Origin of the sequence: Janibacter hoylei PVAS-1, from assembly GCF_000297495.1 — a bacterium.
Taxonomy (GTDB): domain Bacteria; phylum Actinomycetota; class Actinomycetes; order Actinomycetales; family Dermatophilaceae; genus Janibacter; species Janibacter hoylei.
In genome coordinates this window covers 48824-69388 of record NZ_ALWX01000014.1, presented here as the reverse complement: position 1 = coordinate 69388, position 20565 = coordinate 48824, and the positions used below count along the sequence as shown (strand labels likewise).

Here is a 20565-nt window from a genome sequence, read left to right as displayed (position 1 = left end):
GGGCGGTCCGTCACTCGAGGTCGAGGGTGATGAACTTCGGCCGGTAGAGGGTCGGGTCGCGCTGCAGCTCGCCGAAGTCGAAGGTGTTGACGTTGTACGAGATGAGCAGCTCGCCGTCTCGCGAGATCTCCGGGTGCCCGTGCGCGTTGTACGTGAAGTGCTGGCCGACGCCGGACTCAGGGGTCTCGTAGATCGTCTGCGGGTCCTGCCACGGACCCTCGGGCGCACACGCCGTCCAGGCCTGGATCTTCGGGCTGAAGGGGGCGGAGGTGTCCGACGAGATCATCAGGTACCCGTCGCGGTAGCGCGTCACGCTCAACTCGTTGGCCACGCCGTCGGTGAGGCGGGCGCTCTGGGTGACGTCGCTGCTCCACCCGTCCTGCGTCCGGTACTCCCAGCGGGACCGGTCCGTCAGGTTGCCGGCCGGGACCCGCGCCAGATGGAGGTGCTTGGTGGCCTCCAGGTCCTCGACCCCGTAGACGTAGGTGTGGGTTGGGGTCGACATGACGCCGGCGCCCCACGCGACGTGGTCCGAGGCGTCGCCCGGGTCGATGATCTCGGTGACCTTGAGATCGGGCAGGGACACGCGCGCCATCGCATTGCGCTCCCACGCAAAGCCCTGCCCCCCGGCCTGCCCGCTCACCTGGCGCGTCAGCGAGAGGAAGACGACGAGCTCGTCGCCCTGCACGACGGCATCCTGGACCCAGTAGTAGCTGTCGTCGCTCGGGTCGGGGAAGAAGGACTCCGGACCGGCGGAGGTGCGGGTGCTCAGCCGGCCGGACTCGCTCTCCGCCACGAGCGCGTTGTGGACCATCGCCATGCCCGGCGCCGGTCGGCCCGACGACGACACCTCACCGATGAAGGAGTCGCTGAAGAGCCACAGGGTCCGGTCGTCGGGCAGCCGCACGGAGTACGTCGAGTCACCGCCGATCCACCCGGGGCCGGTGAGGTCGAAGCGCGCATCCTCCGTCGGGGCGGGCGTCGCCCAGGCGAACCGCGCCGACGTGGCTTCACAGGACCCGTCACGCTCGTCGGTGCAGCCGGCCAGCAGGCCACCACCGAGCACGAGCACGGCGACGAGCGCAGTCCAGCGTGTTCGGCGCATCAGGCTCCTCGGGGTGGTCGGCTCACAACGTACTGCAGCCTGCTGGGCAGGCAGACCACCTGGCGAGGGTTCCGCGCCTCGACCGCCGGCGGTCCCGCGGCAGCACGCCAGGCATCACAGCCAGCCGAGGTCCTGGGCGCGCCGGGCCGCCTCGACCCGGTTGCTCGTGCCGGTCTTGCCGATCGCGGAGGACAGGTGGTTGCGCACGGTGCCGGGGGAGAGGTGCACCCGGGCAGCGATGGCGGGGGCGGACAGCCCGTCGAGCGCCACGGCAAGGACTTCGCGCTCGCGCTCGCTCAGCGGGTTGGGTCCGCCGATGACGACCTCTGTGGCGAGGGAGGGGTCGACGACCCGGCCGCCGCGCGCGACCGTGCGCACGGCCTCCGCCAGCTCGTCCGAGGGAGTGTCCTTGACGACGAAACCGCTCGCCCCGGCGTCCAGGGCCCGGCGCAGGTATCCGGGGCGACCAAACGTCGTGACGATGAGCACCTTGGTCCCGGGGACCTCCTCGCGCAGGAGACCGGCGGCCGCGATCCCGTCGAGCCCGGGCATCTCGACGTCGAGCACGGCGACGTCCGGCCGGGTGCGTCGGGCGGCCTCGACGACCTCGTCCCCGGACCCGACCTCGGCGACGACCTCGAGGTCCTCCTCCAGCCCGAGCAGCGCAGCCATGGCTCCGCGGACGAGGGCCTGGTCGTCGGCCAGCAGCAGGGTGATCACGGCAGCTCCACTCTCACTCTCGTGCCCGGGCCGTGCGGGCCCGGGATGCCTTCGGTGACGTCGAGGGTCCCCCCGACGCGGGCGAGCCGCTCGCGCAGCCCGGTCAGTCCATTGCCCTCGCGGCGCCCTCGCAGACCGCGTCCGTCGTCGACGACCTCGAGCCAGGTCGGCCCCCCACGCGATGTCGGCGCGCCGGGCCCCGCTGTGGCGGATGACATTGGTCGTGGTCTCCCGCAGGGCCCACGCCACCGTGATGCGGTGGGCCGGGTCGACGACGTCCACGTCGGCCGGGACGGAGGCCTCGATCCCCGCGTCGCGCAGGGCCTCGACGGCGGTGTCGCGCTCGTCCGCCAGACGGGTCACCCGCAGACCGGCGACGGTCGCGCGGATCTCGGCGAGGGACTGCCGGGTCAGGGAGCGGATCGCAGCGATCTCGGCCTTGGCGCGCTCGGGGTCGCGGTCGACGAGTCGCTCGGCCAGGTCCGCCTTGAGCGAGACGACGGTCAGCGAGTGGCCGAGGACGTCGTGGACGTCGCGGGCCACCCGGTCGCGCTCGGCAGCGACCGCCAGGGTCCGCTGCATCTCCTCCCTGCGCTCGTCGCCCTCCATCATCCGCCGCAGGAGCAGCCCGAACCCGCCGATGAGCATCGGGATGAAGAGGAGGGGCCACAGCTCGCGCAGGTCGTTGGTGAAGAGCAGGACGAGGATCGTCCCCAGCCCGACGGCGAGCACCCCGGGCGCCGCCCATCGCCGCGGCCAGCCGAAGGCGGCGAGGCTCGCGAGGAAGGCGCTCATCCCGAAGACCTCGAGCCCGATGATCAGGGACAGCAGGCCCATGCACGCCACCATCGCGGCGAAGCCCCCGAAGGCCCACCAGCGCCGGAGCCGGGTCCAGCAGCCGTGCACGCCCATCTGCGAGTGGATGAAGGCCGTGATGTAGACCGCGGCAAAGAGGACGAGCAGGCCCCAGCCGACCACTCGCAGGAGCGGGCGGTCGACGGTCACCTGCGCGACCTCGTTGGCCGGGAAGAGCAGGAAGACCAGCCACACGGCCGCCAGCAGCCACCCGTGGCGGGCCCACGGGTCGACCACCTCGGCGGACAGGTCGTCCGCGAGGTGGCCGGCGTCGGAGGTGTCGGTCACTGCCGGTCCCGACCTCGGCGCACGAGGTAGACCGTCAGGAGAGCGAGGATCAACGTCCACACGCCCACGTTAACGAGCGGCACCCAGAGCGCCTCGTGGGAGAGGTTGCCGTCCATGTCGACCGAGTACCCCTCGGTCAGCGGGTACCGGGCCAGCGAGACGATGCCGTAGAGCGGGGTGAACTTCGCGATGGTCAGCATGACTCCCGACAGCGGGATGAAGATGTTGCCGAGGAAGGCGAAGATCACCAGCGACCCGCTCGCCGCACCGACCGCCGACTCCGACGTGAAGGCGAGCCCGAAGACCAGCCCGTAGAGCGCGAAGAGGCACGCGCCGAAGAGCGTGATGCCGGCGGTCGCCAACCAGACCCAGGCATCTCCCTCCGCGCCGGTGGCGGAGCCGATGGCGTAGATCAGGCCGATCGGGATGCACGCGACGACCATGGCCACGAGCGCCTTGGCCCCGACGTACGACGCATCGCGAAGGGGGGTCAGCCCCAGCTGTCGTCCCCAGCCCTGCATGCGCTCGACCGCCGAGGAGCCGCCGACGGAGACCGTCGCGGTGACGGCGCCGTAGACCGCCATCGAGATCATGATGTACAGCGCCACGTTGCCGCGCCCGATGTCCTCCTGGGCGAAGGTCTGGGCCGCGCCGAAGACGACGTACATGAAGGCCGGCAGGACCGCGATGAAGAACAGTCCGACGTAGTCGCGCGCCAGGCGCTTGAGCTCCAGGCTGATGATCGTGGGGTTCATCGGGTCTCCTCGGTGTCGTCCTGGGTGTCGGTGGTCTCGTCGAAGGCATCACGCGTGATCGCGAGGAAGGCCGCGTCGAGCGAGGCGGTCGTGACCTCGAGGTTGCTGCCCCCGAGATCCGTCAGCAGCAGTCGAGCCAGCGCGTCGGAGTCCTCGCCGACCGCCGTGATGCGGGCTCCCGATGTGGTGACCGAGCTGACCCCCGACAGCCCGCGCAAGCGATCGACGGTGGCGTCGACGTCACCCCTGCGGACGTCGGCGCTCACCGTACGACCGCTCACGCGGGCCCGGATCTCCTCGGTGGTGCCGTCGGCGACCACCCGTCCGCCGGCCATCATCACGATGCGGTCGGCGAAGTTGTCGGCCTCCTCGAGGTAGTGCGTGGCGAAGAGGACCGTGCGCCCGTGCCCGGCGTCCTCGTGCATGGTGCGCCAGAAGTCCCGTCGGGCACCGACGTCCATCCCTGCCGTGGGCTCGTCGAGGATCAGCAGGTCGGGGTCGGGCAGCAGGGCCAGGGCAAAGCGCAGCCGCTGCTGCTCGCCGCCGGACAGCTTCGAGACCCGTCGGTTCGCCTTGTCCGCCAGCCCAGCCCGCTCGAGGACCTCCTCGATCGGCTCGTGCCGGGCGAAGGTCGAGGCGACGTAGCGCACCGTCTCGCGGGCGGTGAGGTCGCGCAGCAGGCCGCCGGTCTGCAGCACGGCCGAGACCCTCCCTTCGTGCACGGCGCGGCGCGGGGAGGATCCGAAGGAGGTGATCCGCCCGGTCGTCGGCTCGGTCAGCCCGAGCACCATGTCGAGGGTCGTCGTCTTGCCGGCCCCGTTGGGCCCCAGCACGGCGAGGACCTCACCGGGCGAGACCGTCAGGTCGACACCGGCCACGGCGCGCACGGTCTCGCCGCGGGAGCGGAAGCTCTTGGTCACGCCCTCGAGGAGGATGCCGTCGGCTGCGGGGCGGGTCGCGGCCGGTGGGCTCGTCGTCTGCTGCGTCGTCGTCATGGGGGCAAGCCTCGCGGCGAAGGGGGTATCCCAGCCATGCCCCGATGTCACGACTGCGCAATGACAGGTGTCATGGTGCAGACACCTCTCAGGCTGACGGAGCATCATGGGGGGCCAGGCCCCGGTTGCCCGACCGGGCGTACCGACACGAGGAGGCCTTCGATGGGCGCAGCAGTGGAGATCAGCACCGGGACGATCGCTCCGGAGCACCTCGCGGGCAAGCACGTGATGCTCGGGACGCGTGACCTGGGCGTCTTCGACGGGTCGAGCGGCACGCTCCACTTCGAGATCCCGTCGGGCAAGCACGTGCTCTTCCTCAAGGACGGACTGACGACGTCGGGGGCAGTCGCCTTCCGGGTCCAGGCAGGGCACTGCGCACAGATCGTCGTCAAGGACAGCGAGGCGGGCATCTTCAGCGCCTTCTTCGGCGGGTGGTTCGCGCTCGAGCGGTCCGGCGACCACCTCGAGGCGCAGCACCACCTCGAGGACGGCGTGCCCGGGGCGGAGGAGATCTCGCCGGACGAGGTGCCTGTCAGCGCTTGACCGCATGGCCCGGTCGAGCTGCCCGTCCTGCCCTGCCCTCCTCCGGCCGGCGGGTGCCGCCGCGCCGACGGGCCGGGTCGTGCGGCACGATGTCGCCCATGAGTGACGAGGACCTGACGTCGGCGACCGGCGAGCTGGAGCTGCGCGCGGCCCGAGTGGGCATGGTCTTCGTGCTCCTGGTGTGCGCCGGCTTCGCGGTCATCGGCCTGTGCCTGCTCGCCGGTGACGGGCTCGTCCAGATGCTGGGTATTGCGCTCCTCGTCTTCTTCGGTGCGGTCGGCATCCCCACGGCGCTGTGGCGGCTCATCCGCCCCTCGGTCGAGGTGCGCGTCGACCCGACGCGCGGGGTGTGGATCCGTGAGCTCGGCGGGTGGACCCCGTGGTCGGACATCGTCTCGGTCGGTCGCGGGAAGGTCGAGTCCAGACCGGTCGTCGAGCTGCACCTGACCGAAGGGGGCACGGTGCGTGTCCCGCCCACGGTGGCCCGTCGTCCGCAGGAGGTCTTCGCGATCCTGTCGCGCGAGCACTCCCGGGCTCGCGCGCGCTGAGCACGGCGGGCGGGGGGCGGCCTCGCCTACGATCGCCTCATGCATGTCACCGGCCTGTGGATCCACCCCGTCAAGTCCCTCGGCGGCCAGGCGATCGACTCCGCCCGCGTGGAGCCGTGGGGGCTCGAGGGCGATCGTCGCTGGGGTCTGGTCGACCCGAGCGGCGAAAAGGTCACCGCCCGCGACCTGCACGCCCTCCTGCGGCTGCACGCGGAGCAGGTCGACGACGAGACGATCCGCATCCACGACGGGGGCGAGAGCATCCTCGTCGACATCCCCCTCGGTCTCCCGCCGATCCCGGTGAGCCATGCGCGGCAGGGGTTCGCCCCGCCGGCCGACCAGGACGTCAGCGAGTGGATCAGCGAGCGGGTGGGGCGCCCCCTTCGCCTCGTGTGGCAGGAGGAGCCGACTCAGCGACGGATGTCCGGTGCGCACGGTGGCCTGGTTGGAGACACGCTGTCCCTCGCCGACGCGGGCCCCGTGCTCCTCACGTCGGAGGCCTCGCTGGCCCAGCTGCAGGAATGGGTCGACGCTCGCGCTGCAGAGGACGACCCGGGCGCAGGTGCGGCCTTGCCGCTGAGCATGGTCCGCTTCCGGCCGAATGTCGTCATCGACGGCGGTGAGCCCTTCGACGAGGACGGGTGGGGGACGCTGCGGATCGGGGAGGTCAGGTTTCGCACGGCCGAGGTCTGCGACCGTTGCGTCATGACGACGATCGACCCCGAGACGATCGTCGCCGGCAAGGAGCCCATCCGGACTCTGGCACGCCACCGGACATGGGATGGCAAGACGTGGTTCGGCACCCGGTTGGTGCCCCTGGACGAAGGGCGCATCGCTCTCGGCGACGAGGTCGTCCCCGGCGACTGAGGTCTCCTACGTCCGCCGGTGGAAGGACAGGGCGACCGTCCGCTGGTCTCGCCGGGTGATCGAGTGCGACCACATCCCGCTGTCGATCATGTGGTGGTGGCGCCCGCAGAGCGGGACGGCGTTGTCGAGATCGGTGAGGCCGCCGGCTTCCCACGGCCTGAGGTGGTGGGTCTCGGTCCAGGCGAAGGGCCGATCGCACCCTTCGGCAGCGCACTCGTCGTAGCGTCCGGCGAGCGCCATCCGCTGGTTGTCGCTGAAGAGGCGCCGCTGTCGCCCGAGGTCGAGGGGGACGGAGTCGCCGTCGAGGACAGCGGGGAGGATGCCCGCGCCGCAGGCGAGGCGGCGGGCGGTCCCGGCGCTCATGACGTCATGGACGTCCGTGCCGGCGGCCCGGGTGCCGAGGTCGCCGAGCAGGTCGCTCAGGCGGGTCGTCACGAGCATCGTCGCCGAGACCTTGGTGTGCAGGTGGTCGGTCGGGATGCGGGTCAGTAGGTCGGCCAGCGCCAGCCCGCGGCGGTGCGCCCAGTCGAGGTGGCGATCGGCATGGCTCGTCACGAGCGACCGGTCGCCGTCGGTGGGGGCCGAGTCAGCGGCAGTTGCGTCCTCGGACCGGCGTCGAGGCGCGGTCATGGCGTCGATGACCTTCTTGAGCATCATCCCCGAGACCCAGGGGACGGTGAACTGCCCGGTCATCGTCCCGTCGCAGTTGTCCTTGATCCAGAAGGATGCCTTGTCCCGCGCAGCCTCCTCCTCGTCGGCGACGAGGTCGTCCTCGTGCTGGTCGACGGTCTCGACCCGCGACTCGAAGACCTCGATGATGCGTCGCGATGCCCGGCGCACCTGGCTGGGGGAGCGGTTGGTGCAGAGCTTGAGCAGGGCCAGCTCGCACTGTCGCCGCTGCTCGTCGGTCGTCGCGTCGGGGAGGGTGTCGAGCGCCCGCATGATGACCTTGGCGTGGGCCGCGCTGATGCGGCCCTCGTCGAGTGCCGCGCCGGTCGCGGTGAGGTGAGGTGTCCGTCGCCCTCCGTCTCCGTCGCTCGCGCCACCGGCCCCACCGCCCGCGCCAGGGCCGCCGCCCGGGTCACCGTCACCGCCGTCCCCCTTCGGCCGCTCACCCAGAGCATCGGCCAGGGCCGCATGACCCGCAGCGTCCGCACGGTCGGTCCGGGTGGTGCGGGCGAACCAGCTGGGGGTGTCGAGCTGCCCGGACCCCTCGTGCGCTCGCCGCTGCGAGGCCTGTGCCGTCAGCCGCAGCTGCACGGCCTCGACGCGGCGCTTGAGCCGCTCGACCTCGGCGATCTGGGCGCGCAGCTCGGCCGGGCCGAGAGCGTTGTCGGTGAGGCGGTCCATCATCGAGTCCACCTCGCGGTGGGCTGCCCGCAGGAGCGAGTCGAGGCTCGGGGTGAAGTCGATGGGGTGCCGCGCAGCGGCCAGGTCGATGAGGCTCAATGACCGCCCCATCGCCTCTTCGACCGCCCCTGTCAGCTCCATACGGAGACACTAGTCGAACACATGTTCGAGATCAAGACCCGTGGGGATTCCTTCTTCAGCGACCTCCGGCGCCCCAAGCCACCGCTGGCTCAGGCCATCTGCGGCACGACGACGAGGGCCAGCCACATGCCGATGCAGCAGCCGAGGGTCGTCAGGCCGAGCCCGATCATCTGCGCCGTGCGCACCCCGGGAGTCCGACCGAAGCGGACCGCGGAGTAGGCGACCATCGTCACGAAGCTCCCGATGAGCAGGCCCGCGATGACCGCGACGAAGGCGGCTGCTGCGGCGGCGAAGGGCGCCGCCGGACGGGTCGAGATGTCGGCGTCGTCGGCCTGGAAGGTCGTCACGAGCACGACGAGCGGGTACATGCCGCAGAGGACGAGGAGCGCGACCGACGGCACGACGTGGATCCACCCGCGGTCGGCGTGGACGGGTGCGGTGGGTGCGGATCGAAGGGGGAGTGCGGCCATGTCTGCGACGCTACGAGGCGCACCTCGCCCGGGTCACTGGGTAACGGTGCTCATTCCCGGGGCGACACCGGCACAGTGGGAGGCTGATGGCATGACCACCGAGGACGACGCGCTGGACCGCCTGCTCGCTGCGGGTGCCCGTATCGACGCCCCGAGCACGCCCTGCGGGACCGGGCCCGACCACGTCCACGAGACATACGGACCGGCCGCGGCACGCACCCTCGTCGTCGTGCACGGCGGCTACTTCCGGCCGGGCGTCGACCGGACCCACGCGAGACCGATGGCGCGCGCGCTCGCAGATCTCGGGTGGCGGGTCGTCCTCGCCGAGTACCGCCGCGTGCCGGGCGATCCCGACGCGACGCTCGAGGACCTGCAGCGCCTCGACGAGCACCTGCGGCGGACCGGCCACGACGTCGCCGCATGGGTGGGCCACAGCGCCGGAGGCGCCCTCGTCATGTGGCGCGCACTGCACCCCGACCTGCCGCCGGTGCGTGTGCTCGCGCTGGCCCCGGTCGCGGACTTCGACACTGCCGTCACCGATCGCCTCGGTGGCGACGCCGTCCGCGACTGGGTGAGGGCCACCCCGGACCGGGCGCCTGACGTGTACGCCCGGCTCGACCCGAGCCGCCTGCGCTCGGCCGACCCTGGTGCGGCGGGCCGCGTCGCAGTGCTTCACGGCGACGAGGACGCGAGCGTCCCCCTTCGTCAGAGCGACGGATGGGCACGCACGGTGCTCACCGGAGCCCACCACTTCGACGTCGTCGACCCGGCGTCGCCGCACTGGCCGGCCGTCGTGGCCGCGTTGCCCGGCTGACCCTCAGCGGGTGAGTGCCGCCTCGATCCGCAGCAGCGCCTCGGCCACCTCGCCGTACGACGTGTTGAGGGGCGAGAGCCCGAGCCGGATCCCGTCGGGCTCGCGGAAGTCGGGGACGACGTCGTCGTCCCACAGCGCCCGGTAGACCTCGCGGAAGTCCTCGTGCGCGATGGTCACGTGGCCCCCTCGCGTGGCGTCTTCGCGGGGAGAGACGAGCCGCACCCCCAGCCGGGCCAGTCGCTCGTCGACGGCCGCGATGACGAAGCGACCGAGGCCAGCAGCCTTGTCCCGCACCGCTCCCAGACCCACCGACTCGATGAGGTCGACGGTGTCCTCGATGCCGACCATGCCGAGCACCGGGGGAGTGCCGGAGATGAAGCCGCGCATCCCCGCGCCCGCCTCGTAGCCGGGCCCCATGACGAAGGGAGCGGCGTGTCCCATCCAGCCCTGGATGGGCTGCCGCAGCCGGTCCTGGTGGCGCGCAGCCACGTAGCCGAAGGCGGGCGCACCCGGCCCGCCACCGAGGAACTTGTAGGTGCACCCGACCGCGAGGTCGACGCCGTGCGCGTCGAGGTCGCTGGCGACGACGCCGACGGAGTGGCACATGTCCCACAGCACGAGGGCGCCAGCCTCGTGCGCGAGCCGGGTGATCTCGGGCAGGTCGGCGATCCATGCCGACTTGTACGCGACGTGGGAGAGCAGGACGACACCGGTGCGGTCGGTCAGGGCGGAGGCGACGAGGTCGGGGGTGACCCCCTTCGCCGGGTCCGGCTCGAGCCACACGAGCTCGGCACCGGTCTCGGCCGCGATGCCCTCGGCGACGTAGCGGTCGGTGGGGAAGTTTTCGGTGTCGAGGACGATCTCGGGGCGCTGCGGGCCGGCGGCGGCGACCGCCGCTCGCAGCAGCTTGTAGAGCATGACGGTCGTCGAGTCGCCGACGACGGTCTGGCCTGGGGCGGCGCCGAGGCAGACCTCACCGATGCGGTCACCGAGGCGCAGCGGCAGCTGCATCCACTGCTCGTCCCACGAGCGGATCAGGCGGTCGGCCCAGTCGTGCTCGACGAGCCGGGTGATCCGCTCGGCGGTGGCCCGCAGCGGCCGTCCGAGGGAGTTGCCGTCGAGGTAGGCCACGAGGCCCGCCGACGGCAGGTAGAGGTCACGTGTGTGACGAAGGGGGTCACTCGCGTCGAGCTCGGCGGCACGGGTCCGCAGGTCGGTGGTCATGCGCCGATCTCCGTCCGCACGGCGAAGAGCTCGGGGAAGAAGGTGAGGTCGAGCGCTCGCTGGAGGAATCCGACGCCGGAGCTGCCGCCGGTGCCGGTCTTCATGCCGATGGTGCGCTGCACCGTCTTGAGGTGGCGGAAGCGCCACAGCTGGAAGTTGTCCTCGAGGTCGACGAGCTCTTCGCAGGCCTCGTAGACGTCCCAGTGCTGCTCGGCGTCGCGGTAGATGTCGGTGAGGACGGCGACGAGCTCGGCGTTGAGCTCGTGCGCGGTCGTGACGTCGCGCTCGAGGACCCTGGTGGGGATCGGGTAGCCGCGGCGTGACAGGTAGCGGAGGAACTCGTCGTAGAGGCTCGGCGCCTCAAGCAGCTCGCTGAGCACCGCGTGGGCCTCGGGGTCGGTGGTGTGGACGGGCAGCATGCCGGCGTGCTTGTTGCCGAGGGCGAACTCGACGGCGCGGTACTGCCAGGACTGGAAGCCCGAGGCGTGGCCGAGGTAGGGGCGAAACTCCTGGTACTCCGTCGGGGTCAGCGTCGCGAGCACGGACCACTGGTCGGTCAGCGTGCGCTGGATGTGCTTGACGCGGGCGATGCGCTTGAGGGCGATGCGCATCTCGTCGGCGGCGAGCAGCTCCATGGCCGAGCGGGTCTCGTGGAGCACGAGCTTGAGCCACAGCTCGCAGGTCTGGTGCTGGACGATGAAGAGCATCTCGTCGTGGTGCTCGCTCATGGGGTGCTGCGCGTCGAGGAGCGTGTCGAGGGCCAGGTAGGACCCGTAGGACATCTCCTCACGGAAATCGCGGTGAACGCCTGCCTCGATGTCTCGTGTGTTGCCGGTCACCGCCTCAGACTAGGCGCTGCGGCCCGCGGTCAGGTCAGGCCTGCTCGACGTCGGGGAGGCGTCGGGACGAGATGACCCCGAGCACGCCGAGGGCGGCGAGGAAGAGCAGCGTCCCGATGATGCTCCAGCCGGCGATCGCGGAGCTGACGGCACCGACGACGAGGAGCACCAGGCCCATCGCCGAGTTGGAGACGGCGACGTAGGTGGTGCGCTGGTCGCCCTCGGCCATGTCGACGACATAGGTCTTGCGCCCGACACGCACGCCGGTGTGGAGCAGTGTCACGAGGAAGTAGGCGGTGACGAAGACGGCGTAGGTGAGCAGGCTGCCGCCGTCGAGGTCGAGCGTGGTGTCGAGGAGGACGAGCGTGACGAGCACCAGCGAGGCGAGGGCGGCGCCGAAGGTCATGAGCCGCTTGCTCGAGCGGTCGGCCATGCGCCCGAAGGTGCGACCGCCGAGCAGCGAGGCCAGCCCCGACGCGATGATGAAGCCGCCGAGGCCGGTGAGCGCCGGCGCGCCGGCCTGCACGGCGAGGGTGACGATGAAGGGCGGGCTGAGCGAGGAGACGAGCAGGAAGCTGCGGACGGTGACGAAGTTGCGGAAGGTCGCGTCCTCCCGCAGCAGCGTGATCGTCTCGGCGAACCAGTTCTGCCCGTCGTCTGCCCCGTCGCTGTCCGGTCCCTGAGGAGGCGCGCCAGCGCCGTCTCGAAGGGTCACCGGCTCCCGCACGCTCGCCCACACACCGGCGACGAGCACCCAGAGCACGGCGCCGGCCCCGAGGATCGCGGCGAGGGTCTGTGCATCGAGGTCTTCGCCGAGGGCGCGGACCGCCAGCCCGAGGGTGATGGCGACGAGCCCGGAGGCGGTGGTGGCGAGGCCGTTGATCTGGCCGCGCTCTCCCTTCGGCACGACCCTGGCCTGCACGTCCTTCGAGGCGATCGACGTCAGGCACCGGCCGAGGGAAAAGACGGTGAGCGCGACGAGGATCGTGAGTCCGGCGGCCAGCCCGCTGCCGAGCGCGGCGGTCGCGGCCATGACGGCGACGGCCGCGGCCTGGACGAGTGCGCCGGCGACGGTGACGAGTTTGCGACTGCGGACCCGCACGACGAAGGGGGTGAGCAGCGCCTGGGGGAGCATCGACCCCGACTCGCGGATGGGGACGAGTGCACCGGTGAGCGCGGCGGGCACGCCGATGGCGTGGAAGAGCCACGGGAGGACCGTCGAGGCGCTGACCGCTTGGTCGCCCGAGGACTGGAGCGCGTTGGCTCCGACGAGACGAAGGGAGTTGCCCGGCACGTCCCGCCGCACGTCGTCGGGGAGCTCGGCCTCCGCGTCGAGGTCACGTGTGATGAGCAGTGCGTGGAGGCGTTGGGTCGTCGTCACCGCGTCAATGTAGACCGAGGTGCCGACGGTGGGGCTGGCGGTGGATGGTGGGTGGCTCCGCCCTGTGGACAACTCGAGGTGCGAACCTCGGCATTTTCTCTAGTGTGGATCGTCGAGAGGGCCCGGGTGACGGGCCCGGGGAAGGATCCACGTGCGCGCTGTCCGACGTCCTGCTGTCCTGCTGAGTGCCCTGGCATTGGCCGTGGGTGGGCTGTCCGGTTGCGGGGATGACGAGCCCGATGGCTCCGACACGATGACCATCGAGCCGCGGGACCCGTCGAGCTCGACGGGTTCGTCGGGGGCGTCGAGTGCGAGCTCGTCGTCGAGCTCTGGGAGCAGTTCGTCGTCGACCAGTGCGAAGGGTGATGCCCCCGAGATCCCGGCGGAGGCGAAGAAGCACACGGATGAGGGTGCGGTCGCGTTTGCCGAGCACTATTGGTCTGAGACTGGACGTGCGCTGGAGGCCTCCGACACCACTCATTTGAAGGAGCTGTCCTCCGATTGCCTGCCTTGCGACGAGTATGTCGGCACGGTCGAAGCGGAGAAGAGGAAGGGGCAACGCGCCGATCGCAATCCGATTTCGATCAGGTCCAGCACGTCGACGGACGAGACCGATGGGAAGTCGGAGAAGGCTGTCACCCTCGAGGTAGATGACGCGGCCTACGAGATGCTGGACAAGTCCGGCAAGGCTGTTTCGAGCGTTGACCCCGTTAGTTACGACCTCATTGTGTACCTCGACAAGCGGGGTGCAACCTGGACTGTGGTCGATCTGTTGGCTCTCACATGAGGTACCGGGCACTGCGACTCTTGCTGGTGCTCGGTCTTGCGATTGGCGGTGGTTTGGGTCCGACCGAGGCTTGGGCCGAGCCGACTGAGCCGATGCCCAAGACGAACAACCACCGGATCAGGACACTTGCCACCGTAGAGCGGCAGGTCGCTTCTCAGGAACGCCATCAGCAACGTCACTCTGGTCAGTCAAGGGGCAGGAGTCCGCTGGGTGTGGACGCAAAGGCCGTTAGATGGGAGTCCAGATCGAAGACCTGCACTGGCGGAGGGCTCGACCCAATGTGCAGCGGCGTGATCATCGACTGCCGGATGCGAGGTGGCGGCACACCGCGTCTGGTGTGGCAGCGGCCGGTCGGTACCGACGAGTGGTTCGGTCCTCAGCAGACCTGCCTGCCGGGGACACCCCCTCCACCCGACATCAACGACCCGACCATCCCGCGCACTCCACCCCCTCCGCCCACGCCGACGATCACGCAGATCCGTGAGGCCTTCCTCGAGCTGCCCTTCGCCAAGCCGAAGACCTCGATGCAGCCCGTCGGCAACAAGACCCTCGTCGGGCTGCCGACCTACTACCGCGCCACCTGGCCGAGCGCGGGCGGCCTCAAACCCGGCGACGTGAGCAAGCCGGTCAAGCTCCTCTCGTGGTCGATCGAGTTCAAGATCGCGTCCAAGGACTACCGCTACGACTACGGCGACGGCAGCACGTCCTCGTGGACGAGCAGCGCGGGCGGGCGGTACCCCGACGGCGACATCAAGCACACCTACGACAGCACCGGGACGCGCGAGGTCAAGGTGGACGCCCGCCTCGTCGGGCAGTACCGCGTCAACGGCGGCGCCTGGCAGGACCTGGGCGCGGTCGCGGACCTCCAGGACGAACCCGTCACCGAGTTGGAGGTCGTCGGGACCCGGACCCGTCTCGTCAGCTGAAGCCGACGCTGATCCCGCACCATCGAAGGGAGCGACGCTCACCTAGCCGGCAGGATCGTCCCCACGCACTCACCGAAGTCGATGACCGACCCGTCAGCGCCCGGCGCGCGCCCCCCGCAGCACGACCGTCTGACCGTCCTCGAGGAAGCGCTGCTCGCGCCCGTCGGCGAGCACGAGCGGCTCCTTGCCACCCCACGACAGCTCCATGAAGGAGCCGCGCTGGTCCCTCCCTTCGCCTGAGACCGTGCCGGAGCCGAAGAAGTCACCGGGCCGCAGGGAGGCGCCGCCCACGCTCATGTGCGCGACCATCTGCGGCGCGGTCCAGTACATCGTCCGGTAGGGCGGGTGCGAGACGACTTCGCCGTCGAGCTCGACCTCCAGCGTGATGTCGAGGGCCCAAGACTCGCCCCCTTCGTCGAGGTAGTCGGCGAGGGCGTGCTCTCGCTCGGGCGGCGCCACCCGCGCAGCGGCCAACGCCTCCCACGGCACGACCCACAGCGAGATCGACGAGGCGAAGGACTTGCCGAGGTAGGGCCCGAGCGGCACGTACTCGAAGGCTTGGATGTCGCGGGCCGACCAGTCGTTGAAGAGCACCGCACCGAAGAGGTGCTCCGCAGCGGCCTGCGCCACCGAGACCTCACCCTCGGGAGCTGACCCACCCACGACGAAGCCCATCTCGGCCTCGATGTCGAGGCGGCGCGACGGGCCGAAGCTCGGGGTCCCGCCCTCCTCCGGCCGCAGCCCCTTGGGCCGCGGCACGTCGGTCCCCGACGGCACGACGGTCCCGGCGCGGCCGTGGTAGCCGACGGGCAGGTGCTTCCAGTTGGGCAGCAGCGGCGCCTGGTCCGGACGAAACATGCGCCCGATATTGGTCGCGTGCTGCTCCGATGCGTAGTAGTCGACGTAGTCGGCGACGGTGAAAGGCATGTGCATCGTCACCTCGGCGACGGGCGTCGCCGCAGCCGCGACGACGCCGTCGAGTCCGTCGGTCGTCACGACCTCCTGCAGCCACGTCCGCAGTGGCTGCCACACGGTGTGACCGGCCGCGAGCAGGGCGTCGAGATTGCTCCCGGACGCCGCGTCACCCACCTCGACGGGCAGTGCGGGACCGCCGGCAGTGGCCACGGCCGGCACGAGGTCGCGCAGCGAGATCGCCGCGTCGCCGAGGCGCACGCCCAGTCGCGGGTCACCACCGGCGGGGGAGAAGGAGCCGTAGGGCAGGTTGTCGGGCCCGAAGCCCTCGGTCGACAGTCGTTGTGCCGCAGTCGTCATGGAGTCGTGCCTCTCGTCAGGTCGCGGGGAAGAGATCACGTCGGTGCAGGCTGTCGGCAGGTTCGCCGACGCTGCAGGTGCCGAAGCTGGTGAAGGAGGCGCGCCACGCCCCGTCCGAGGCGGCCGCGGCCGCGCCGAGCCGCGCCGGGTCGGTCTCGGCGAGCCAGCCGGCGATGACCTCCCGGCCCTCGCCGGCGCGCGCAGCCTGCGTGGCGAGCGCGATGTTGAGGAAGCCGTGGTGGGTGAAGCCCGTCTCGGCGTTGGTGTGGCGCACCGCTTCGTGCAGCCCGGCCGTGAGCTTGAAGGGCAGCCCGGCGGCCACCGCAGCGACGAGGACGTCGCCGAGCTCCTGCGGGGTGGGGAAGAGGTGCGCCTCGATGCCACCCGTCCGGTACTTCAGCCGAAGGGGGGTCCCCGCCAGCAGGTCGAGGGCGCCCTGCGTGACCTGGGCTGTCGTCAGCTCCACGTAGACCGGCAGGGCGGTCACCGCCGCGGCCTCGCGGATCTGGGCCTCCCACACCGACCGGTCGTCGGGGGCCGTCTTGAGCTCCACGGCCACGACCCGCAGCTCGGGTGCCACCCCCTTCGCCATCCTGAGGGCCTCGCCGAGCCGCCCCGCCGGCGTGACCACGGAGACCTCGACCGGACCACCGGAGAGGTCGCAGCTGGCGGCGACCCGCTGGGCCTGCGGCAGGTCCGCCAGCGACAGCACGGCCGGGCCGACGGCGTCGTCGAGCAGCGTCGAGCGGCGCGCGACGTGATCGGTCACGGCCTGCGACACGGGCGCCAGCCCGGGCGGGAAGGTCGCGGCGTCGTCGAAGAACGCGACGAACTGCTCGGGCACGGTGCTCATGCGTCGCCCACCCATCGCCCGCCGGTCCACGACCGCGCGTAGATCCCGTCGTCGACGGCCAGGCCCCCTTCGCCGAGGTCGAGCGGACGGAAGGTGTCGACCATGACGGCCGTCTCGTCGAAGTACTCCACGCCGAGCGAGGCCTCGACGGCACCCGGTTGCGGGCCGTGCGCGTGGCCGCCGGGGTGCACCGAGACCGACCCCTTGCCGATGCCCGAGCCCTTGCGCGCCTCGTAGTCGCCGTCGACGTAGAACATGATCTCGTCGCTGTCGACGTTGGAGTGGTAGTACGGCACCGGCACGGCGAGCTCGTGGTAGTCGACCTTGCGCGGCACGAAGTTGCAGACGACGAAGTTGTGGCCCTCGAAGACCTGGTGGACCGGCGGCGGCTGGTGCACCTTGCCCGTGATCGGCATGTAGTCGCGGATGTTGAAGACGTAGGGGTAGAGGCAGCCGTCCCAGCCCACGACGTCGAAGGGGTGCTCGGTCACCGTGTGGATCGTGCCGGTGATGCCGCTCGGGCCCCGCCCGCGGTGCTTGATGTGCACGTCGACGTCCTGCTCGTCGACGAGCAGTGGCTGTGTCGGCCCGCGCAGGTCGCGCTCGCAGTAGGGCGCGTGCTCGAGCAGCTGGCCGTAGCGGGAGAGGTAGCGCTTCGGCGGGGCGATGTGGCTGCTCGCCTCGATCGCGTAGAGACGCGCGGCCTCGCCCTCGCGCAGCACCCACCGGTGGATCGTCGCGCGGGGGATGATCGCGTAGTCGCCCTCGGCGACCTCGAGCGCGCCGAACTGCGTCTCGAGCAGCGCAGATCCGCGCTCGACGTAGACGCACTCGTCACCGATGGCGTTCTTGTACAGCGGGGACGTGAGCCCGACGTGGGCGTAGGAGATGCGCACGTCACCGTTGCCGAGGACGAGCCGACGACCGGTCACCGCGTCCGTCCCGGCAGCCTGCTCGTCGGTGAAGAGGTCGTGGAGCCTGAGGTGCCGGGGGAGCAACGGCTCGTTGGGCGTGAGCGTCTGGTCGGGCAGCTCCCACGGTCGCGCCCCGACGATGCTCGACGGGATGTGCCGGTGGTAGAGCAGCGAGCTGTCGGAGCTGAAGCCCTCTTCGCCCATGAGCTCCTCGGAGAAGATGCGCCCGTCGTCGTCCTTGAAGAGGGTGTGCCGCTTGCCCGGCACGGGTCCGACCTGGCGGTAGTGGGCCATGGGCTGTCCTTCACGTCGTTGTGCGGAGAGCGGATCAGAGTGTGCGCTCAGCGCACATCCTAGCGCGCGTAGGTACCGCGTGACCATGGCCCGATCGGGGCCTCAGAGGTGGGTGACGGCCTCGCGGGCGTGCTGGACGAAGGGGAGCAGGGTCGCCACGTCGAGGTCGCCGGGACGGCCCAGGCGGATGACGCCGATGGCGCCCTCCACGTCGTCGGCGATGCTGCCGGTGCCGATGGCCAGGCCGAGCGCGCCGGGCTGGATCTGTCCGTCCGACAGGGCGTGCCCGTCGGCGCGAGCGGTCTGCACGGCCTCGGGGTCGTCGGGTTGCGGCGGTCGCTGGGCCAGGATCGCGATGCCGTCCGCACCCGAGCTCAAGGGGTGGCGGGTCCCGATCTGGTAGCTGATGCCGATGGCCCCGCGGACGCTCGGCTCGGCCACGGCGATGGCGACCGACTCGTCGCCGTCGGCGATGGAGACGAAGGCGGTGCACCCGCTCTGGTCGGCGAGCTCCTGCACGATCGGCTGGGCCGCGAGTCGGTACTGACTCATGAACCGGCCCGCGTAGGCGAGGGCGCCGCTGCCGAGGCGGTAGCGGCCGTCGGCCCCCTTCGTCACGAGGTGACGCTGCTCGAGGGTCGCGAGGATGCGGTAGGCGCCGGCGCGGTGCACCCCGAGCTCGTCGGCGAGCACGGCCGGGGAGATGCCGTCCGTGCGCCGGGCGACGACGTCCATCGCCTCGAGGCCGCGGTCGAGCGTCTGCAGGGTGCTCATGATGTCGGGCAGTGTACGCAGCGGCTGCCGACGCGCGCCCTCAGAGCAGACCGGCCACCTGCGCCGCGGCGGGCCCCACCGCGTGACCGAGCCGGGTGGCCCCCTCGACGTCGTCCTGATGGCTGCCGCCCACGCAGACGGTCACCCCGTGATGGTCGGCCAGGGCCTTGGCGAGCGTGCTGGCCGTGCGAGCGTCCGGGCGCCGCGGCACGCCGATGACCACGCACCGCGCGGTGTGGGCCGTCACAGCCGCGGTCCAAGCGTCGGTCGGCAGGTCGGCTCCCAGATAGACGACGTCGACGCCCAGCCGACGCAGGGCCACGGCGAAGGCGAAGACGCCCAGCTCGTGGTACGCCCCGGCGGGCAGGCCGACAATCACCCGTGGCCCGCCGACCCTGCTGGCGGCGGCGTCGAAGGCGGCAGCGAGCCGCCGCAGTACCGCGTGCGCGACGAGGTGCTCCCCGGCGACCGTGACCCGGCTGTCGGCCCACGCCTCCCCGAGCTCGACGAGCGCGGGCATCAGCCAGTCGTCGACGACCGCCTCGAAGGAGCCGGTCGCGAAGCGCTCGTCGAGGACCGCGGCGACCCCGGCCGGGTCCATCGCGGCGGCCGCGTCGATGAGTCGTCGGGTCGCGTCGGCGCCGGACGAAGGCGGTGTGCTGAGGTGCGACGGAGGAGCCTCGAAGTGGGCCTCACCCGCCGGTGTGGTCGCGGCGGCCGGTGGGGGTGTCGGGTCAGGCCGACCTGGTGCTGACCCTATACCGCTGTGGCGTCGGCCCGCCTCTGCCGCAGCATGGCTCGCCGTCCAGCCGTCGGCGACGAGCTCGGCCATCGTGCGCAGCCGCGCCAGGGCCTCGTCGTCGTAGAGGCGGTAACCGGCGTCGGTGCGCTGCGGCTCGACCACGTCGTAGCGGCGCTCCCAGGCCCGCAGCGTGGCGGCGGAGACGCCGGTCAGCTCGGCGGCGCGTTTGATCGTGTACATCGACAGCGGTCCTCTGGCTCCTTCACAGCCGCGGCAGCACCCGGGCGAGGGCCTGCTCGGCGTCGTCACCCAAGCGGGTCAGCGGGCGCCGGAGCAGCGGCGTGGCCAGCCGGGCGAGTCCCTTGAAGCGGAAGTCGGCCTCGTAGACGAGCGCGCTACCCCTCCCGCCGACACCCGGCCGGATCGACATCCGGTCGTGCACGACGACGCTCGAGTTCTCCCCGCGCATGACGACGAGCCGGTCCGGCTGCAGGTCGACGGTGACGTAGGTCAGCTCTGTCTCGCGTCCGCGGAAGACCGACCGGTTGCGGTAGCGGCTGCCGACGCCTCCGTCGCCCTCCACGAGGGTCGTCTCGAGCGTGCCGGGATCCCACTCCTCGCTCGTGGTGAAGTCGCTGAGGTAGGCGAAGACGGCACTCGGGGGAGTGTCGGGGGCAGTGATCGTGCGGGTGATCTTCACGGCGAACCATCCTTGGACAAAGGTTTGACATGTGGGCTGCCGCCAGCCTACCTTTTGGACAAAGGTTGAACAATCCTTGTGGTCCCTCGGCGACGAACCCGAGAGGTCCCCCCCCTTCGTCCCCGGTTGGAGCGCACGACGTGACAGAGCCCCGAGACCGAGCCTCTCGACCCACCGCAGCCATCATCGGCGGCGGGGTCTCCGGCCTGACCGCCGCCCACGTCCTCTCCCGGTCCTACGACGTCACCCTCTTCGAGGCCGACGAGCGCCTCGGCGGACACGCCCACACGCACACCGTGGACACCGCCGCCGGCCAGGTCCGGGTCGACTCGGGCTTCATCGTCCACAACGAGCGCACCTACCCCCACCTCCTGCGGCTCTTCCGTGAGCTCGACATCGCGACGCGGC

Annotated in this window: 21 protein-coding genes and 2 pseudogenes; 7 read left to right on the top strand and 16 right to left on the bottom strand. The window is 71.2% G+C overall.

The features are described from left to right. Positions 1 to 10 precede the first annotated feature (10 nt). The 5 genes and pseudogenes from B277_RS03575 to B277_RS03560 form a co-directional block, all read right to left on the bottom strand. A complete protein-coding gene (locus B277_RS03575; protein ID WP_007925258.1) occupies positions 11 to 1105 on the bottom strand; it encodes a DUF4185 domain-containing protein in 1095 nt (364 codons plus the stop codon). 114 nt (positions 1106 to 1219) lie between these two features. Continuing rightward, positions 1220 to 1825: a response regulator gene (locus B277_RS18760; protein ID WP_007925256.1), complete on the bottom strand. Its 606-nt coding sequence runs from the start codon at positions 1823 to 1825 to the stop codon at positions 1220 to 1222. A gap of 372 nt (positions 1826 to 2197) precedes the next feature. After that, positions 2198 to 2407: pseudogene (locus B277_RS18755) on the bottom strand (histidine kinase); the annotation flags it as partial. 557 nt (positions 2408 to 2964) lie between these two features. Then, positions 2965 to 3723 (bottom strand): ABC transporter permease, encoded by a 759-nt coding sequence (locus tag B277_RS03565; RefSeq protein ID WP_007925255.1) that lies wholly within the window; start codon positions 3721 to 3723, stop codon positions 2965 to 2967. Further along, on the bottom strand, positions 3720 to 4718 hold the full coding sequence (locus B277_RS03560) for an ABC transporter ATP-binding protein (protein ID WP_007925254.1): 999 nt from the start codon (positions 4716 to 4718) through the stop codon (positions 3720 to 3722). The genes B277_RS03565 and B277_RS03560 overlap by 4 nt, the downstream gene beginning before the upstream one ends. A 162-nt stretch (positions 4719 to 4880) precedes the next feature. Here B277_RS03560 and B277_RS03555 point away from each other — a divergent pair, with 162 nt between their 5' ends. The 3 genes from B277_RS03555 (at position 4881) to B277_RS03545 (ending at position 6676) form a co-directional block, all read left to right on the top strand. Further along, positions 4881 to 5261, top strand: coding sequence for a hypothetical protein (locus B277_RS03555; RefSeq protein ID WP_128276862.1), 381 nt, complete (start codon positions 4881 to 4883; stop codon positions 5259 to 5261). 98 nt (positions 5262 to 5359) lie between these two features. Further along, positions 5360 to 5809 carry a hypothetical protein gene (locus tag B277_RS03550; protein ID WP_007925252.1) on the top strand — a complete coding sequence of 150 codons (450 nt, stop codon included), beginning with the start codon at positions 5360 to 5362 and terminating at the stop codon, positions 5807 to 5809. Positions 5810 to 5848: 39 nt separating this feature from the next. Then, positions 5849 to 6676, top strand: coding sequence for an MOSC domain-containing protein (locus B277_RS03545; RefSeq protein ID WP_007925251.1), 828 nt, complete (start codon positions 5849 to 5851; stop codon positions 6674 to 6676). A 6-nt stretch (positions 6677 to 6682) separates the two neighbouring features. Here the strand turns inward: B277_RS03545 and B277_RS03540 are convergent, their stop codons facing one another. Together B277_RS03540 and B277_RS03535 are read right to left on the bottom strand one after the other, a co-directional pair. Next, positions 6683 to 8125 carry an HNH endonuclease signature motif containing protein gene (locus B277_RS03540; RefSeq protein WP_007925250.1) on the bottom strand — a complete coding sequence of 481 codons (1443 nt, stop codon included), beginning with the start codon at positions 8123 to 8125 and terminating at the stop codon, positions 6683 to 6685. A gap of 131 nt (positions 8126 to 8256) precedes the next feature. Continuing rightward, positions 8257 to 8637, bottom strand: a complete 381-nt coding sequence (locus B277_RS03535) for a hypothetical protein (protein ID WP_007925249.1) — start codon at positions 8635 to 8637, stop codon at positions 8257 to 8259. 91 nt (positions 8638 to 8728) lie between these two features. Here B277_RS03535 and B277_RS03530 point away from each other — a divergent pair, with 91 nt between their 5' ends. Then, a complete protein-coding gene (locus B277_RS03530; protein WP_007925248.1) occupies positions 8729 to 9451 on the top strand; it encodes an alpha/beta hydrolase in 723 nt (240 codons plus the stop codon). A 3-nt stretch (positions 9452 to 9454) separates the two neighbouring features. On the opposite strand, the gene B277_RS03525 is transcribed toward B277_RS03530, so the two are convergent. The 3 genes from B277_RS03525 to B277_RS03515 form a co-directional block, all read right to left on the bottom strand. Beyond that, positions 9455 to 10675, bottom strand: coding sequence for a kynureninase (locus B277_RS03525; protein ID WP_007925247.1), 1221 nt, complete (start codon positions 10673 to 10675; stop codon positions 9455 to 9457). After that, positions 10672 to 11457: a tryptophan 2,3-dioxygenase gene (kynA, locus tag B277_RS03520; RefSeq protein ID WP_007925246.1), complete on the bottom strand. Its 786-nt coding sequence runs from the start codon at positions 11455 to 11457 to the stop codon at positions 10672 to 10674. The genes B277_RS03525 and kynA overlap by 4 nt, the downstream gene beginning before the upstream one ends. Before the next feature lie 91 nt (positions 11458 to 11548). Further along, positions 11549 to 12895 (bottom strand): MFS transporter, encoded by a 1347-nt coding sequence (locus tag B277_RS03515; protein ID WP_007925245.1) that lies wholly within the window; start codon positions 12893 to 12895, stop codon positions 11549 to 11551. A 151-nt stretch (positions 12896 to 13046) separates the two neighbouring features. Between B277_RS03515 and B277_RS03510 the strand changes: the two genes are divergently transcribed. Both B277_RS03510 and B277_RS03505 read left to right on the top strand, forming a co-directional pair. Continuing rightward, positions 13047 to 13682 carry a DUF6318 family protein gene (locus B277_RS03510; protein ID WP_128276865.1) on the top strand — a complete coding sequence of 212 codons (636 nt, stop codon included), beginning with the start codon at positions 13047 to 13049 and terminating at the stop codon, positions 13680 to 13682. Between the two features lie 290 nt (positions 13683 to 13972). After that, positions 13973 to 14608, top strand: a complete 636-nt coding sequence (locus B277_RS03505) for a hypothetical protein (protein WP_128276866.1) — start codon at positions 13973 to 13975, stop codon at positions 14606 to 14608. A gap of 93 nt (positions 14609 to 14701) precedes the next feature. Here the strand turns inward: B277_RS03505 and fahA are convergent, their stop codons facing one another. The 6 genes from fahA to B277_RS03475 form a co-directional block, all read right to left on the bottom strand. Then, positions 14702 to 15880 carry a fumarylacetoacetase gene (gene fahA / locus B277_RS03500; RefSeq protein ID WP_007925236.1) on the bottom strand — a complete coding sequence of 393 codons (1179 nt, stop codon included), beginning with the start codon at positions 15878 to 15880 and terminating at the stop codon, positions 14702 to 14704. Between the two features lie 16 nt (positions 15881 to 15896). Then, positions 15897 to 16733 (bottom strand): hypothetical protein, encoded by an 837-nt coding sequence (locus B277_RS03495; protein WP_128276868.1) that lies wholly within the window; start codon positions 16731 to 16733, stop codon positions 15897 to 15899. Further along, entirely contained in the window at positions 16730 to 17941 is a 1212-nt protein-coding gene (locus B277_RS03490) for a homogentisate 1,2-dioxygenase (protein WP_007925233.1), read from the bottom strand. Before B277_RS03490 ends, B277_RS03495 begins: the two co-directional genes overlap by 4 nt. Positions 17942 to 18043: 102 nt before the next feature. Then, on the bottom strand, positions 18044 to 18715 hold the full coding sequence (locus B277_RS03485) for an IclR family transcriptional regulator (RefSeq protein WP_007925232.1): 672 nt from the start codon (positions 18713 to 18715) through the stop codon (positions 18044 to 18046). A 40-nt stretch (positions 18716 to 18755) separates the two neighbouring features. Continuing rightward, the gene (locus B277_RS03480) at positions 18756 to 19697 is read right to left on the bottom strand and encodes a MerR family transcriptional regulator (protein WP_007925231.1); all 942 of its coding nucleotides are present in this window, start codon (positions 19695 to 19697) and stop codon (positions 18756 to 18758) included. Between the two features lie 22 nt (positions 19698 to 19719). Continuing rightward, positions 19720 to 20157, bottom strand: coding sequence for an SRPBCC family protein (locus B277_RS03475; protein ID WP_007925230.1), 438 nt, complete (start codon positions 20155 to 20157; stop codon positions 19720 to 19722). 29 nt (positions 20158 to 20186) lie between these two features. On the opposite strand from B277_RS03475, the pseudogene B277_RS18750 reads away from it, so the two are divergent. Beyond that, positions 20187 to 20522, top strand: a pseudogene (locus B277_RS18750) (FAD-dependent oxidoreductase); the annotation flags it as partial. Positions 20523 to 20565: the final 43 nt, after the last annotated feature.

Coding starts and splice junctions, on each gene's coding strand:
- B277_RS03575 (WP_007925258.1), bottom strand. CDS start 1,105: ATGCGCCGAACACGCTGGACTGCGCTCGTCGCCGTGCTCGTGCTCGGT.
- B277_RS03565 (WP_007925255.1), bottom strand. CDS start 3,723: ATGAACCCCACGATCATCAGCCTGGAGCTCAAGCGCCTGGCGCGCGAC.
- B277_RS03560 (WP_007925254.1), bottom strand. CDS start 4,718: ATGACGACGACGCAGCAGACGACGAGCCCACCGGCCGCGACCCGCCCC.
- B277_RS03555 (WP_128276862.1), top strand. CDS start 4,881: ATGGGCGCAGCAGTGGAGATCAGCACCGGGACGATCGCTCCGGAGCAC.
- B277_RS03550 (WP_007925252.1), top strand. CDS start 5,360: ATGAGTGACGAGGACCTGACGTCGGCGACCGGCGAGCTGGAGCTGCGC.
- B277_RS03545 (WP_007925251.1), top strand. CDS start 5,849: ATGCATGTCACCGGCCTGTGGATCCACCCCGTCAAGTCCCTCGGCGGC.
- B277_RS03535 (WP_007925249.1), bottom strand. CDS start 8,637: ATGGCCGCACTCCCCCTTCGATCCGCACCCACCGCACCCGTCCACGCC.
- B277_RS03530 (WP_007925248.1), top strand. CDS start 8,729: ATGACCACCGAGGACGACGCGCTGGACCGCCTGCTCGCTGCGGGTGCC.
- B277_RS03525 (WP_007925247.1), bottom strand. CDS start 10,675: ATGACCACCGACCTGCGGACCCGTGCCGCCGAGCTCGACGCGAGTGAC.
- kynA (WP_007925246.1), bottom strand. CDS start 11,457: ATGTCCTACGGGTCCTACCTGGCCCTCGACACGCTCCTCGACGCGCAG.
- fahA (WP_007925236.1), bottom strand. CDS start 15,880: ATGACGACTGCGGCACAACGACTGTCGACCGAGGGCTTCGGGCCCGAC.
- B277_RS03495 (WP_128276868.1), bottom strand. CDS start 16,733: ATGAGCACCGTGCCCGAGCAGTTCGTCGCGTTCTTCGACGACGCCGCG.
- B277_RS03490 (WP_007925233.1), bottom strand. CDS start 17,941: ATGGCCCACTACCGCCAGGTCGGACCCGTGCCGGGCAAGCGGCACACC.
- B277_RS03485 (WP_007925232.1), bottom strand. CDS start 18,715: ATGAGCACCCTGCAGACGCTCGACCGCGGCCTCGAGGCGATGGACGTC.
- B277_RS03480 (WP_007925231.1), bottom strand. CDS start 19,697: ATGTACACGATCAAACGCGCCGCCGAGCTGACCGGCGTCTCCGCCGCC.